Source organism: Echinicola strongylocentroti (assembly GCF_003260975.1).
Lineage (GTDB): Bacteria > Bacteroidota > Bacteroidia > Cytophagales > Cyclobacteriaceae > Echinicola > Echinicola strongylocentroti.
The window spans coordinates 1087254-1102423 of sequence record NZ_CP030041.1 but is presented as its reverse complement, the minus strand read 5'-3'; the positions used below and the strand labels follow the sequence as shown (position 1 = coordinate 1102423).

The following is a 15170-nucleotide window of genomic DNA, read 5'->3' as shown; positions in this document are numbered from 1 at the left end:
GTGAAGATTTTTTTATCCATGTTCACGCATCGAATCCATGCACAAAACCTTTACCTGGCATTTAGAAAAACCAACAAACCAGAAAAAATATCACTCAGAATTCCTACCTTGGTAATCTGTTATACTATTGCTGACATATTATCCATGTCTTTCTCTAAAAGACCAACTCGATAAAAAACGAGTAAATAATGCATTGAAGACTTTTTATTTCAATGCATGGATAATAATACCCTTTTATTTCATCAAATCTTAAACAAAACCAGTTGATTTTCAAATCAATTGTTTCATCGCTTTGTGATGTATTCGACATCTTAAATGTGATAGTGATGTATAAAATTTAATTATGAATAGTAAACAGATAATAAGCAGAAACATAGAAATTTTTTACGAAAAAGTATCCGAAGAAAACAGACTCAACAAAGGGATGGGGATATTTGAATTTGAAAGAATTAAATTACTCATAGAAAAATATACACCAGGATCAAATACAAAAATAATCGATGTTGGGGGAGGAACAGGAAAATATTCGGAATGGTTAGCTAAAAATGGGCATCAAGTTCATTTGGTGGACCCTGTTTCAAAACATATAAAGATAGCCCAAAACAGAGCGGATAAATTGAAAAACAAATTTTCGGTTCATTATGGTGAATCACGAAAATTGAAATTTCCAAATAATTATGCAGACTTAATAATCTTGCACGGACCACTTTATCACCTTCAGAAAAAGGAGGATAGGGATTTATCCATTCAAGAAGCTAAAAGAGTTTTGAAAAATAATGGAATTATACTGGCTTTCGCCATTAATTATACAGCATCGACTTTGGTTGGACTTTTAAATGGACTAATTCATAAAAGTACATTTCTTGAGATGTGCATGGAAGAACTGACAACGGGAAAACATAATCCACCGGACGATTTTCCTTGGCTATTAGCCGAAGCATATTATCACAAACCTGAACAATTAAAAGAGGAATTTATAAATCAAGGACTGATTTATATTAATATGTATGCAATAGAAGGGATGGCTTGGTTAGATAAGGATTACTTTGCCAATATGTTAAATGATAAACGAAAAAAGACATTATTAGAACTTATCCAGGTTACAGAAAACGACCCCTACCTTTTACCATTTAGCCCACACATGATGATAGCAGTAAAAAAGTAAATGATTTATGAAAAATAAAGATAGATATTACATGGCCTTGAATGAAAACAACGGTCAACTAAATGAAATTGACCTTGGGGAAAAAATTGGCCTTTGTGAAAACGAAACAATGAAAACAATAGTTCAACTTATGTCCGAACATAAAATTGAATATGCGGAAAATAAAGCTTGTAATTACCGAGTTTTGAAAAAGAGAAAATGACAGATAATAATTTTGTGTTCTGGTCGTTCGAACATCCCATCTCTTAAAGGTAGGGTAATCTAAATGAGGTGTTGAATGAACTGATACTGGGAAAGGCGGGGTTATGGGAGGTACAGTTAAACCTAAGTATGGCTTCTTGGGGATTTGATTTATTTATTAATCATTCCACAATGTTAGCTTTCGGGCTGCAGGGGCGGCCATGAGATTCCGGCATAAACGCGGGGCTTCCCACATTGCCTTCATTTATTCCGTTGCCACATGGCCTTGATTGCCCTCAAGCTGGGGTGCACTTGTGTAAAATTATGGTCATAGAGCTGGTGCCTCATTAAAAGGTAGTATGTGAAGTCTTGGAAAGCCGTTTCAATTTTGTTGAAGACAACGATGAAAGGATCGGAAAAAAGCGAGTATTTGATATTCCTTAGGAAGGTGATTGTATATAGCTTACCTTTTTCCAATCCCGGAAGGACTAATAAAAAACCACGAATACTAAGAAGTGTGCAGGGACGGTTGGGATAATGATAAACAACAGTCCCTACTCGTTAATACCCACAGACAAGGGAGAACCTGTCACCCATGCAAGGAGAAGGATTTGATAAAGAGCTTGCTGATAAATGGAAACTGAATGACTTGCAAAACCGTAATGTTTACAAACAGCAATCAATAATTAAAAACGAACCTGTTGGATATTGATCGCTTGGCAACAGGAAATATATACAGTTTAATTTTGGTTGAGTTTATTTATAAGTTCAACAAAAGATATTTCGGGGGCAAATTGTTTGACAGAATAATTGTTGCGGCAATTTACATTTATTTGCAAAGTAGCAAAGAGCCAAATTTTAAATTACCTAAATATGGAGAGCATAAATAAATTCCATGAATTCCTAAAGTCTAATGCAGAATTCACAGATTTGGATTGGGAAGAAAGTCATCCGTTTTTTAACCATAGATATTTAAAGAAAAATGAAGTTTGGGTAGAAAATAACAAAACCTGTCGTCATATGGCCTATATTAAAAAAGGGCTTTTACGAAGCTCTTATTTTGATAGTAATGGAAATGAAATTACTTCTTGTTTCTGTGTTTCAAATTCAATGGCTTCCTCTTTTAAAAGTTTTATTGCTCAAACACCTTCAAATATACAAATACAAGCCATAGAAGCGTCTGAACTTTTTATTATCGATTACGACAGTTTACAAAAACTATATAAGTTGAAGCCTATTTGGGAACGGATCGTAAGGGTCCAAATAGAAAAAGAATACATTTCTTTATGGAATTATGCACATAGTTTAAATTCGCAACAAGCACAAGAACGTTATTTAAATCTATTGGAGTCGCAGCCAGAAATAGTAAATAAAGCACCTGTTCAACACATCGCATCGTATCTCGGAATTAAACGTGAAACACTTAGCCGTATTAGAAAAAATCTTGCTCAGTTACCTGACCTAAATCCAACAGGTTTTTGAAAGGGCGATTAATTTTGTCCAATCAAAAAAACAAATTAATAGATGGAGGTCCTTGCTGATTTAGGTATAAACTATCAGAATATAGAATTGTATAACCAATAGGGGTGTTAATCGGTTTTTATAGGTTTTTGTTTTTCACTGCGTTTTTTGTTCCCCAATCTGACATTTGTATTAGGATATTTTCAAGTGACCTACCTTTCTGCGTGAGTTCATACTCAACCCTAGGTGGAACTTCGGGATAAGAAATCCGTTTTATTAAATCATCTGTTTGTAATTCCTTAAGCTGTGCTATAAGCATTCTTTCAGAAATACCAATAAGTCTGCTTTTCAATTCGCTATACCGTAGTTTTTTTTCATCTAATAAGAAAGTAAGTATACTTAACTTCCATCGACCACTTAAAACTGAATTTGTATAAGCTATACCGCAATTTTCTTCTAATTGTTTTTTGTTTATTGTGTTTGTAGAACTCGTTTTTCTCATTTCTTACTTTTTTGTTAGTACCCTACATTTTTGTATGTACTTTCAATATTTGAATGTAACCCTTAATTTTGAAAAAACTATAAGGGATATGAAAATGTTAGTACAGGTCATACATTGGATTGCATATGGATACTTATTATATGCATTTGGTTATGCGAGTCTTTTCAAAGTTTTTCAAAAACATAGTATGATGGAAAATATGAGCAATTTTGGTTTCGGAAAAGTATGGACTTTATTTATTGGGTATGGTGAATTGTTGGGGGTAATTGGTTTAATTGCTGGTTTTTGGGTGCATCAAGTAAAAAACCTTTCAGTAATGTGGTTATTTCCTTTTGCAATAGGGGCATTAATGGTTCATTTTGCATATAAGGATTATACATTCTTCTATACCGCCTTGTTTTGCTGTGCTGCTTGCTTAATTGGGCTGGCTACAGATAAAAATTTTAAGGTTATACTTTAATGATTTAATCTCTTCTAATTAAAGAATGAATGTTCTTAATTATTTGCCGGTATAGTAATTATGTGACATATGTCAAATAGAGTTGTGTATGGTCAATTTAATTTTGTCCAAACAAAAAACAAGACATATGGAAGCAGCTATAATTACAACTCTAATTTTATTAATTCTGTTTGCTTTACTTGCTACCTATGATGGCCTTTACTTGCACTTAGTGAAATATCGGCTTTATGAGCACGCCGATAGTAGGTTTGAACATATCACACATACGGTCAGAGCTATTTTATTTCCCCTCACTTTAATATTCTTCTACCTGTCAAGGGGGGATCTTTTTTTCTATATAGGCTTGGTGCTTATCCTTCTGGATATTTTGGCCTTAGGAATAGACGCCTATTCAGAAAAAGAAAGTAGGAATTTTATGGGCGGTTTACCTCAAAGGGAATATATTTTACATCTGTTTGTAAACGGATTTCATTTTGCGGCAATATCGGTTTTTCTAGTATTAAAATTAAAAATAAATGAAAATGGAATTGAAATAGTTCATAATGCAGATAATATATCAAACTATCCAACTTTTGTATGGTTTGTCCAAAATTTAATCCCTGGGGCTGTTATGATGGGACTATTACATACGGCTTTAATTTTTAAAGCTATAAAAAAAAGGTGGAATGCCGTTTTAAATAAATTCTCAGATAATTAACTGTTTAATAGAAGATGAAAATATTTATAGTTTATGCACACCCCGAGCCAAAGTCCCTTAACGGCACATTAAAAGATGTAGCTGTTTCACACCTTGAAAGTTTGGGACACGAAGTGATAGTTTCCGATTTATATAAAATGGATTGGAAAGCGGTTGCCGATAAAAGTGATTTTCAAAAATCTAACCCAGAGGAACGACTGCGCTATATGAAATCTTCCAATGAGGCCTATCATAATGGTACGCAAACCGAAGATATCGCCAAGGAACAGGAAAAGTTATTATGGGCAGATTTTATTATTTTTCAATTTCCTTTTTGGTGGTTTGGAATGCCTGCCATTCTAAAAGGGTGGATTGATAGGGTTTATGCTTTTGGATTTGCATACGGTACCGGTAAATACGGAGGGAAATATTGGGGAAACCGCTATGGTGAAGGTAACTTACAGGGAAAAAAAGCAATGCTATCCATTACCATAGGTGGTAGGGAGCCCCAATACCAAGAATGCGGAATCAACGGTTATATTTTCGATTTACTTTTCCCTATTCATCACGGAATGCTATGGTATCCTGGGATAAGTGTTATTCCTCCAAATATCATTTATCAAGCTGACAGTATAGATGAATCCCGATTTAGTCAACAATTAAATATTTTTAAGAATAGGCTTTCAACTTTAAATAGTACACCAATAATCCCATTTAGATATCAAAACAAAGGCGATTATGATGATGAACAAAAATTAAGGAATGAACTGATAAATGGTGCAAGTGGCTTATCGATACACTTAAATCACAATTTTAAAGATGACCCTAAAAAATGATTACTGCTTTAGAATTTTATTTTGTTGCTTAGCTTGTTCTATGGTGGTAATCATAAAAAACTTGTAATGGAGATTTACAAACCAAAGAAAGAAAAAGGTCTTCATATAGAGATTAATATCCGAGACTAGTCATGGAAAGACTGACCTTTTGAAGTTATCGACCCGAATGGGATTGATTATGTAAGGCATCCTGTTCCAGTGAAGTAGTTAGTCAGATAAAAAATAACATTGTTCCTCGTGTTTCATTTTTCCTTATTTTTAAAACAAATTTTAAAATAATGGATCATTCCTTTTTCAAACAAATATATAGCCATTCCAATATTAAAAATGAGGAATATAAAAGAATAATTGATGCCCATACAAAAGTCGATTTTTTTAAAAATGAAACCGTACTTAATGAAGGTAAAGTCAGTAACGCCTACTATTTAATAAAAAAAGGGCTGTTTCGTTCTTTTGTGATAGATTATAAAGGAAACGAAATTACTACCGATTTTTTTGGTCCTAACGATATTCTCATTGAAGTGGCTTCTTTATTTCTTCGTATTCCTTCAAAAGAAACCATTCAAGCCTTAACAGATTGTGAGATGTACAAAATTGATTTCAAAGATTTCCAATATCTGTACAGTACCATTGACGGTTTTACTGAATGGGGTCGAAACTGGATGTCCCACCAACTCTTTATGGCAAAACAGCGTGCCGTTACAATGCATACACAAAGTGCCTTGCAACGATATTTGGAACTGATGAAGGAGAAGCCACAAATTATAAAAGAAGTCCCACTTAAACATATTGCTACTTACCTAGGGATTACGGACACTTCTTTGAGTAGGATAAGAAAAGAGCTATGAAAATTAATTTGCATGTATATCCACAGTGTTCAAGGTGAGGGTTTAGAATGAGTTTTATAAAGGATTTACTTATCCGGTGCAATAATAGCAGCAGAACTCATAGGAGCAATGGCTACAAGGCAATTGGTTGATTTTCCAAAGCTGATACCTTCCACTGCTTGCTGCGCTTGGTGCTTACTATTTATTATCCTTGTCTTGAAAACACGGAATGATGATGTATTTGGTTTATAGGAGGGAGGGGGCAATAGACATTAGCTTACTTGCATTGATTGGCACTATTTTCTTTAAGGAGTCAATGAGTTCGGTCCTGGTTATAGCGGTTGTTTTAATCATAGGTACTAGCGTAAGAATCAGACAGGTAATAGGAGGGCATTAAAACTTGTCATAGGACAAGATTTTTTTGACTTCCTTTTTTCACTTTTGTAATGCCAACAATTAAAAGGTTCAAAGATGAAAAAAATTAATCCCGTAGTGTGGTTCGAAATATACGTAAGCGATATGGATAGAGCTGCTGAGTTTTACGAAAAAGTACTTCAAATAGCCATGGAAGATATAAGCGACCCGACAAATCCGTCTATTCAAATGAAATGCTTCCCGAGCGATATGGAATATTATGGAGCTTCTGGGGCCTTGGTGAAAATGGAAAAGGTAAAGCCCTCCACCGATGGTAGTCTAGTTTATTTTGGTTGTGAGGATTGTGAAATCTTGGAAAATAGAGCAGCAGAAAGTGGTGCTGAAATCATTCAACCTAAAATGTCTATAGGAGAGCATGGTTTTGTTTCCGTAATTAAGGACATCGAAGGAAATTCAATTGGTTTTCACTCAATGAAATAAGTACCTATTTTATGGAAAGCATAGAACAAATCAACTACATAAAAACACCTATTGAAACAGTTTATAATGCGCTTGTCACAGAAAGCGGATTAAGCGAGATTTGGACTAAAAAACTTAAAGTGAAACCTGAAATTGATTTCGTCAATGAGTTTGATTTTGATGAAGGCTATACCACGAAATTTAAGATTATAGAACTTATTGAAAATAATAAGATTGTTTGGGAGTGTGTTGTTTCTGATGAAGAATGGATTGGAACTAAAGTGTCTTTTGAACTCACTGAAAAAGACAGCATCACAACCGTATCTTTAAAGCATTACCACTGGAGAGAACGCACCGACTATTACCGTTGGTGCAGTTATAATTGGGCAATGTTTTTAAATAGGTTAAAGTCTTATTGTGAAAAATAGAAGGGTGCTTTGCGTTTCAAGCACAGCTTTTTCATTAGGTGTCGAATAAATAGAAAACAAAAATAAAGTTTACATAATTGCTGGAGGAACAGGGACGGTTGGGCAGCATCCATAATTCATAAAAGCGAAGTAAAAGAACCTTTTGGTGGCAGGCCAACCGCGGCAATACATGAAAACGATGTAGGTAAGGTAATTACCTCAATTTTAATTAATGGTGGCCACAATCAAAAAAAACACACTTTAGCCGGGCTTGAAACTTTAACACCTCGGAAACCAGTTGAAGAAATAGCTAAAGTACTAAAAAAAGAAGTGACCTTTCAAGAGCTAAATGAAGAACAGCCAAAACCCGTTGGAAAGAATGGTGTTTACCTAAAAGACAATGGACTATCTCTATGAATGGTATGGAAATACACCAGAACAAGGTTATAAGGTAACTCCAATGGTTGAAAAAATTACTGGGAAACCGGTACAGACCTTCTTAAAATGGGTTCTCATGTATATTCAAAGTTTTAGCAGCTAAGAAAAACCATGCTTCACCAGAACCAATTTATTTATAAAGTATAAGGGTATGAAAAAACAGATTACAACCTTTTTGACATTTCAGGATAATAGGGCCGAAGAAGCCATGGACTTTTATGTTGATTTGTTCGACAACTCTAGAGTAATTGATGTGCAACGATATGGTAAAGATGGTCCTGGTAGGGAAGGGACGATTGTAAAAGCCATTTTTGAATTGAATGGAGCACTGTTTATGTGTAGTGACAGTTTTATAAAACACGATTGGAATTTCACACCTGCAGTGTCTAATTGGGTAGAATGCGAAACAGAAGAAGAACTTAAACACGTTTTCAGACATTTATCAGAAAATGGTGATGTTAAAATGCCGTTGGACAACTACGGTTTTAGCAGACGATTTGCTTTTGTTGAGGATAGGTTCGGGGTTTCTTGGCAGTTGAATTTGGGATAGATTTTGTACATAAAAAAACACAATATGAAATGTGATATTTACACCATTTGGCAAACTTATCAAAATGACCTAAGAGCTTATGTAAGGAAACGAGTGTCAAATGTAGAAGATGCCGATGATATTGTGCAGTCGGTACTTATAAAAATTACGTCTTATTGCGAGCGAAAAAACAATGTAACACATATAAGGGCTTGGCTATACAGAATCACACAGAATACAATTGTTGACTATTATAAAAAGTCAGATCAAACAACAACTGAGGTGAGTTTAGAAAATTTAGACTTTCCAAGCTTTCAAGATTATGATGAAAACATTTATGTGTGGCTAAATAAATTTATAAAGACGCTACCAAGCAAATATGCCTTGCCATTACATCTTTTTGATATAAAAGGAAAGCCTCAAAAGGAAGTTGCAAAACAGCTCGGTTTAACATTATCAGCAACTAAATCAAGAATTCAAAGAGCTAGAATAATGCTTCGTGATAAGTTTGATGAATGTGGCAAAATGGAAGCTTCAGAAAATCAATTTATGTCATATAGTATCACCAAAACTTGTTGCCTTGAATAATTGAATTAAATAGTTTGCATCTTTTTAGTGTTTCCAAAGTCTAAGAAATAAACAATAATTTTAAATCATTAAGAAAAATGGAAACAGCAACAAAAAAAGTGTTGAAAGTAGAACTATTTCAAGTAGAAATGCCCTCTAATGAAAACAACTCTTGTTCAGCCTGTGATAACGTGCATGATGAGCTTGTTTCGGCAATTCAGGACGTACAAAAACTTTTTGATAATTTGGATTGTAAGATATTATTCAAGTCAACAACAGTTAAGACAATTGAAGAGGCTGAAAAAGCACAAATTATAGCGTCACCAACCATAAAGGTGGGCAATTTTTACTTTTATCCTAATCATTCAACGGGTAATTCTGATATAAGAGAATGGATTTGGAATGGATTGACAAAACCTGAACCCACAAAGGAAATGCTGATAGAGATTTTGTTGAAAGGTTACCTCCTAAAGGAAGAACAATATAAAAAAGAAATCTCTCCATATGTTCTTAAATACCTTGAAGAAAATAAATTAACGAATTCAGATTGTAGATGCAGCTGATGGTTTATAACCTCAGTTCGATTATAAGGGCGTTTCCGTACATGGGTCGGAACATGCTCTGCGAGCCTGTCTGTATCCAAACAGGGCTTAGAGGGAGGTCTGAACGGGTGGAAGCCGTGGCAGCTCGCCGCGGCGAGTTGCCACACCCTTTTCCAACCCACATCCTCCTAAAAGGGGTTCGCGTGACGGTTTTAATACTAAAATTAAGTCGAGCTCAGGTTTCTACTAATGAAATCAATATTTTAACAAACCAACAAGACAAGATGTCCTTTACATGTCCAGCATGGTGCTTTTTTATTGTCACCCGATAAAATTTTAAACGAAAAGGTTATAGTCCTTTCAAGTGCATCTAGGGCGATTTTCCGGTTTTTGAAAAACAACCCCTTTGCTATTCTGGAAGATTTCCAATTGAACTATTTTAAGGTCACGGTTTATGGCACCCATCCTTCCGGATTTTACTATCTGTATCAGGTAAATATATGATCCCATGTTTACGGCGGCCAAACTCACGAGCGTGGTGAATATTTCGGCTTTCCTGCATTTTTTGTAACAGGTTGGCGATCAGGGCTACCCAAACCTGAGTCTTGATCCACAGTCCGAAATTCTGTCACCTTTGGCCGAAGCGCGCCAGACAGCGTGCCGGAATTGAAAAGTGGACATTAACTGAAAAGGGGAAAGGGTTCCATTCTAAATTTCAAAAATTAATTATTTCAATCATTAATCACTCCACAAAGTTAGCTTTCGGCCTGCCGAGCGGCCATGAGCTTACGGCATAAGCACAGGGCTTCCCACAGTGCCTTCATTTATTCCGTTGCCACTTGGCCTTGGTTGCCCTCAAGCTGGGAGGCGTCCATAATTAATTTCTAACCTAAAACATGAAATGTTATGGATACCAACAACACAAATTTCGTTCCCAGCCAAGTAGCCGAAATCACGTTAAGCTATCGTCCTAACTCAAAAGTCTCCGAAAAACCCCAGATCGTCTCTTCTCTTGGTGCCAGTAAGGTGCTCAGGGCAAACTGGGAAAAATCGAAATTGGAGTTCATCGAAGAGTTCAAAGTAATCTTGCTCAACCGGGCAAACCGTGTATTGGGCATAGTAAACGCCTCTTCCGGGGGGACATGTGGAACCATAGTGGATCTGAAAGTGATCTTTGCTGCAGCCATGAAGGCGTCTGCTTCCTGTATTATCCTAGCACACAACCACCCTTCCGGAACCCTTCGGCCAAGTGAACAGGACAACCGCCTGACCGATAAAATGGTCAAAGCAGGCAAACTTTTGGATTTGCCGGTAATGGACCATATCATCCTCACTGCGGAAAGTTATTATTCCTTTGCTGATGAAGGAGGGCTATAAGCCCTTTTTTTTGCTGATTATTTAAGCTGATGATAGGTCGGGCTAATTAAAAGAGAAATGTCATTTCATAATTGCTTTTATATTATACCCCAGTAGGGTTAAACTGGTGAATATTTGTAATGAATGTAAATTTAATTAAGCCTCTATCAGATTAATAATATGGTACAACTTAAAGGGAAAAAGAGGCAGGAAAAAATTAAAAAGCTGATAAAATTATTGAGAAAAGATGGTCAGGAAATCTCCTATGCTGATGCTGAACATTTGTTTGACACTATCCACCTATTTTGTAAATTAGCTGTAAACCAAATTTTTACCAATGAAAATTGCTGATTTATATATTAGAGTAAGTACAGACGAGCAGGCTGATAAAGGTTATTCTCAACGTAATCAAGAAGAGGTATTGAAAAGGTATTGCCTTGTTAACGATATAAAGGTAAGGCAGGTTATTTATGAAGACCATAGTGCCAAGACTTTTGATCGACCAGAGTGGCAAAGACTTTTGACTGATCTTAAAGGAAGAAAGAAAGGAAAAGTAGATCTTATCCTGTTTACAAAATGGGACAGGTTTAGCAGAAATGCAGGTGATGCTTATTTTATGATCAATATTCTAAGAAGTCTTAATATTGAACCTCAAGCAATAGAACAGCCTCTTGATTTGGAAATACCCGAGAACAAAATGATGTTGGCAATTTATTTGGCTGCGCCAGAAGTCGAAAATGATAGGAGAGCGCTCAATATATTCCATGGTATTAGAAGGGCAACCAAAGAAGGCCGGTATTTGAAGAAAGCACCAATAGGGTATATTAATCGGTCGACTGAAACAGGAAAAAAATACATTGCACCAAAAGAACCTGAAGCTAGTCTTGTCATCGAATCATTTGAAAAGGTGGCAGAAGGTACTTTTAATACCGAGAAAATCTATACAGAAATGTTCAAAAAGGGTTTAAGCCTTACAAAATCCAGCTTTTGGAGAATGCTAAGGAGTAAACATTATATTGGAAAAATTTTTGTTCCAGCCTATAAGGATGAAGAACCTCATTTCGTTGAGGGGCAACATGAGGCGTTAATATCAGAAAGGTTATTTAATAGTGTTCAGGATGTTTTGGATGGAAGAGGAAGGAAGAATAAGGTGAAAATAATTTCCAAGGAACAGTTGCCGCTCAGAGGTTTTTTAGAATGTCCCAATTGTGGAAGAGGTTTGACGGGAAGCCCTTCAAAGAGTAAAACAGGGAAGTATTATTATTACTACCATTGTAAATCACCATGTAGATGTCGTTTTAGAGCTGATCTCGTAAATGAGAATCTGAATGAGATGCTTAACCAGTTTTCAATTAAAGAAGAAAGGCTTAAGTATTTTCAAAATGAACTAATTGAAATTCTTAATTCAAAATTGAATGATAGAGGAAATGAAAAGAAATCCTTATTGGAGAAAATTGAAAATGAGAGTAATAAGTTAAAAAAAGCAAGGCAGCTATTGCTGAATGATAAGATTGATAGTGATGATTTTAAAGAAATCAAAAAAGAAGTAACTGATTCAATAGATCGATTAGAGCGTCAATTGGCGAGTGTACGGGAAAAGCCAAAAAGAAACATAAAAGAAACGATAAATTCCTGTTTAAGGGTAATTTCTAATTTAGGTGATTTATATTCAAAATCAGGCCTAGAAGACAAGCAGAGGCTGTTGAGTTCGATCTTTAGTGAAAAATTGGTGTTTGAAAAAAATAATTATCGAACCCCGAAAGTCAATAAAATGGTTAGTCTTATCTATTTGATAGATAGAGGGTTAGGTGTTAAAAAAAACGGCACAAAATCTCAAAATGAGCATTTGTGCCGTCAGGTGGAGCTGCAGGGAGTCGAACCCTGGTCCAGATAGGGAAACACTGTACCGTCTACATGTTTAGTCATCTATTGGGTTTTCGTCGTTGGGCCGCTGGATGACACAGCTACCGTCACGCTTAGCTATTTTAGTTTCGCACTACCTTAATAGCATCAGTGGCACTAGTCCTGGCAAGTCGACACCCCAAGATCAGCTCTGCCAAGACAGAGAGCTGCGGGATGTGGCTGGGGAATCCGCCTAGCGAACTCAACCCTTTAAGCAGTATCAGTCCCTGTTAGGGTCTGATTAGGCAGCCATGGCGTAATTAGATTCGCCAATTATAGATCGCATGAATTATTCACGGGCGTACATGCTCCACCCGACATGCGAGCCCAGTCTTCACACCTACTGTCAAAACCGGTCAGCCCCATTCGGTAAGGGATGACAAAAATACCACAAATTTAGTTCCCAATAAAGTAAATTGTCATGCATTATTCAGGACTGTTCACGATCAATGGCCTTTTGCCAACGGGGCTATTTATGATCCGGAATACGCGAATCCATCCAATGCAATGGAGGTGATTTATTTATCGGCTTATTAATACCAAAAGAGGCCACTCATAGAAGTGGCCTCAGGATAAAGGTTGGTGGAAATTAGTTTAGCTTGAACTTGATGGGCAATCTCATTTTTACCCTCACCGGTCGTCCTCTTTGGAGGCCAGGTTTCCAGTCAGGGGCATTTTTGAGTACTCGGATAGCCTCTTCACTACAGCCACCGCCCACACCTCGCAAGATTTCAACATCCTGAATCGAACCGTCCTTGTTCACGACGAAAGCCAAAAACACGGTACCTTCAATTCCCTGTCTGACGGCCTGTCTAGGGTATTTTAGGTTTTTGCTAAGGTAGTTGTTCCAGCCTTTCATTCCACCTGGTGGAGCGGGCATTTTTTCAGCAAAGTCCACGATCTCTTCAGCTTTATCCTCTATTGGTGGGGCTGTAGGGAGTACAGGGCTGTGGATAACAGGCTCCTGTGGAAATTCTATGTTCAGAAGAGGCTCGAATTCTTCTTCGATTTCCTTATCATTGGGAACTTCGTTGATTTCTGGTTGCTCGACCTTCGGTGGTTCAGGAACTTGGTGGGTGGTGATGGGGACATCAAGTATATCTTCAAATGGATCTGACCTTAGCTCATAGTCCTGTACTGTAACAGTAGAGTGGGATTTGAACTCAAAGGCCGCTAGGGCTAGTCCTGTGCTAATCAGTAGACCAATATTGAGGAATAGGCCATGTTTGCTCCGTAAATCTGCTTTTTGTGTTTTTTTGGCTTCCATACTATCTGAAGTTTTAATTATGTAATGAATATACTACATTATTAGTTAATAAACTAATAATGTAGTTATAATATTTTCTTCAAGTGATAGATTGGCTAAGGCATATTCCAAGTTGAAAAATGGATCAAGCAATATTTCTACGGGGGATAAATTTCGACACACTTTCTTGAAATTGCTTCTCCCTATTGATTATTGGAATAATGCGCTATTGGTGTGTATTGGGTTTTAGCGCGAATTTATCAGCGCTAGGAGGGGTGTTGCTACTAAAACAATGACCTTATTTTTATTGTTTCACCATGGGCGATGCCCCTGGCTAAGGATATTACGCCATTTCAGGACTTTTTTATGCTCCTTTTCTTTTCCAATTTAAGAAAAAAATCAACGCAAATTATAATCATCTGCGTCATCAGCGTTCCATCAGTCCCCCAACTTTTCCGCTTGATCCTAAAAAATGATGTGAGGGGAAGAATTAAAAAAGGGCTATCAAATTAATGACAGCCCTTTTTCTATGAATTGTTCGATCGATTAGCTTAGCTTGAATCGAATCGGTAGTCTCATTTTTACCCTAACTGGGCGACCTCTTTGTTTACCAGGTTGCCAATTAGGGGCGTTTCTTACTACTCTCATGGCTTCTTCATCACAGCCTCCGCCGATACCTCTAAGGATACCTACGTCTTGGATGGAGCCATCAGTGTTCACCACGAATACCACGTATACAGTACCTTCGATTCCCATTCTCCTTGCTTGGGTAGGGTACTTCAGGTTTTTGCTGAGGTATTTGTTCCAGCCTTCCATTCCTCCTGGAGGGGTAGGCATGGTTTCTACCACATCGAAAATCTCTTCAGCTTTTTCTTGCACTGGAGCATCTTCAATAACCACTTCTTTGATAACCGTTTCTTCCTGTACTTCCACATCGAAGTTTACTTCAATTTTTTCTTCGATTTCTACTTCATCAGGAATTTCCTCGATAATTGGTTGCTCTACTGGCGGTGGTGGCGGTGGTGGTTGTTCGGTGATCGGAATATCTAACAATTCCTCGAAATCGTCTTCCACTGTTCCCAAGTCCATCAGCTCTCCTGATTCGTACGTTTTGTACTCGAAAGCAAACAGCGTAAGACCAACGCTGACCAAGAGCCCCAAGTTCAGGAACATTCCTGACTTCTTGCTCAAATCAGCTTTCGGTGTCTTTTTGGCTTCCATAGTCTATTACTTCATATAAAG

17 protein-coding genes and 1 other RNA gene are annotated in these 15170 nt (G+C 36.7%); 14 read left to right on the top strand and 4 right to left on the bottom strand.

Going from position 1 to position 15170, the window contains the following annotated elements; translation table 11 throughout:
• The first annotated feature begins 343 nt into the window (after positions 1-343).
• The 3 genes from DN752_RS04215 (at position 344) to DN752_RS04195 (ending at position 2827) form a co-directional block, all read left to right on the top strand.
• Entirely contained in the window at positions 344-1165 is an 822-nt protein-coding gene (locus tag DN752_RS04215) for a class I SAM-dependent methyltransferase (RefSeq protein ID WP_112782826.1), read from the top strand.
• A gap of 7 nt (positions 1166-1172) precedes the next feature.
• Entirely contained in the window at positions 1173-1367 is a 195-nt protein-coding gene (locus tag DN752_RS04210; protein ID WP_112782825.1) for a hypothetical protein, read from the top strand.
• A gap of 851 nt (positions 1368-2218) precedes the next feature.
• The gene (locus tag DN752_RS04195; RefSeq protein WP_112782822.1) at positions 2219-2827 is read left to right on the top strand and encodes a Crp/Fnr family transcriptional regulator; all 609 of its coding nucleotides are present in this window, start codon (positions 2219-2221) and stop codon (positions 2825-2827) included.
• Positions 2828-2945: 118 nt separating this feature from the next.
• On the opposite strand, the gene DN752_RS04190 is transcribed toward DN752_RS04195, so the two are convergent.
• The gene (locus tag DN752_RS04190) at positions 2946-3308 is read right to left on the bottom strand and encodes a winged helix-turn-helix transcriptional regulator (protein ID WP_112782821.1); all 363 of its coding nucleotides are present in this window, start codon (positions 3306-3308) and stop codon (positions 2946-2948) included.
• Positions 3309-3396: 88 nt separating this feature from the next.
• Here DN752_RS04190 and DN752_RS04185 point away from each other — a divergent pair, with 88 nt between their 5' ends.
• The 11 genes from DN752_RS04185 to DN752_RS24375 all read left to right on the top strand — a co-directional run bounded on the left by DN752_RS04185 (position 3397) and on the right by DN752_RS24375 (position 12674).
• The gene (locus tag DN752_RS04185) at positions 3397-3768 is read left to right on the top strand and encodes a DoxX family protein (RefSeq protein ID WP_112786410.1); all 372 of its coding nucleotides are present in this window, start codon (positions 3397-3399) and stop codon (positions 3766-3768) included.
• A 127-nt stretch (positions 3769-3895) separates the two neighbouring features.
• Positions 3896-4465 carry a hypothetical protein gene (locus tag DN752_RS04180; RefSeq protein WP_112782820.1) on the top strand — a complete coding sequence of 190 codons (570 nt, stop codon included), beginning with the start codon at positions 3896-3898 and terminating at the stop codon, positions 4463-4465.
• A 14-nt stretch (positions 4466-4479) separates the two neighbouring features.
• A complete protein-coding gene (locus DN752_RS04175) occupies positions 4480-5280 on the top strand; it encodes an NAD(P)H-dependent oxidoreductase (RefSeq protein WP_112782819.1) in 801 nt (266 codons plus the stop codon).
• A gap of 278 nt (positions 5281-5558) precedes the next feature.
• A complete protein-coding gene (locus tag DN752_RS04170) occupies positions 5559-6128 on the top strand; it encodes a Crp/Fnr family transcriptional regulator (RefSeq protein ID WP_112782818.1) in 570 nt (189 codons plus the stop codon).
• Positions 6129-6578: 450 nt separating this feature from the next.
• Positions 6579-6962: a VOC family protein gene (locus tag DN752_RS04165; RefSeq protein ID WP_112782817.1), complete on the top strand. Its 384-nt coding sequence runs from the start codon at positions 6579-6581 to the stop codon at positions 6960-6962.
• Positions 6963-6973: 11 nt separating this feature from the next.
• Positions 6974-7369: an SRPBCC family protein gene (locus tag DN752_RS04160; protein ID WP_112782816.1), complete on the top strand. Its 396-nt coding sequence runs from the start codon at positions 6974-6976 to the stop codon at positions 7367-7369.
• 568 nt (positions 7370-7937) lie between these two features.
• Positions 7938-8336, top strand: a complete 399-nt coding sequence (locus DN752_RS04155) for a VOC family protein (RefSeq protein ID WP_112782815.1) — start codon at positions 7938-7940, stop codon at positions 8334-8336.
• Between the two features lie 24 nt (positions 8337-8360).
• Positions 8361-8903: a sigma-70 family RNA polymerase sigma factor gene (locus DN752_RS04150; protein ID WP_112782814.1), complete on the top strand. Its 543-nt coding sequence runs from the start codon at positions 8361-8363 to the stop codon at positions 8901-8903.
• Between the two features lie 77 nt (positions 8904-8980).
• Entirely contained in the window at positions 8981-9445 is a 465-nt protein-coding gene (locus DN752_RS04145) for a DUF2703 domain-containing protein (RefSeq protein ID WP_112782813.1), read from the top strand.
• Positions 9446-10330: 885 nt separating this feature from the next.
• The gene (locus DN752_RS04140) at positions 10331-10801 is read left to right on the top strand and encodes a JAB domain-containing protein (protein ID WP_112782812.1); all 471 of its coding nucleotides are present in this window, start codon (positions 10331-10333) and stop codon (positions 10799-10801) included.
• A 316-nt stretch (positions 10802-11117) separates the two neighbouring features.
• Positions 11118-12674: a recombinase family protein gene (locus tag DN752_RS24375; RefSeq protein ID WP_162633111.1), complete on the top strand. Its 1557-nt coding sequence runs from the start codon at positions 11118-11120 to the stop codon at positions 12672-12674.
• Here the strand turns inward: DN752_RS24375 and ssrA are convergent.
• From ssrA to DN752_RS04115, 3 genes are all read right to left on the bottom strand, one after another.
• Positions 12637-13046: a transfer-messenger RNA gene (ssrA, locus tag DN752_RS04130) on the bottom strand. The two genes, DN752_RS24375 and ssrA, sit on opposite strands and share 38 nt — an antisense overlap.
• A 225-nt stretch (positions 13047-13271) precedes the next feature.
• Positions 13272-13949, bottom strand: a complete 678-nt coding sequence (locus DN752_RS04125) for an energy transducer TonB (protein WP_112782811.1) — start codon at positions 13947-13949, stop codon at positions 13272-13274.
• Positions 13950-14474: 525 nt separating this feature from the next.
• Positions 14475-15149, bottom strand: coding sequence for an energy transducer TonB (locus DN752_RS04115; RefSeq protein WP_112782809.1), 675 nt, complete (start codon positions 15147-15149; stop codon positions 14475-14477).
• Positions 15150-15170 lie beyond the last annotated feature (21 nt).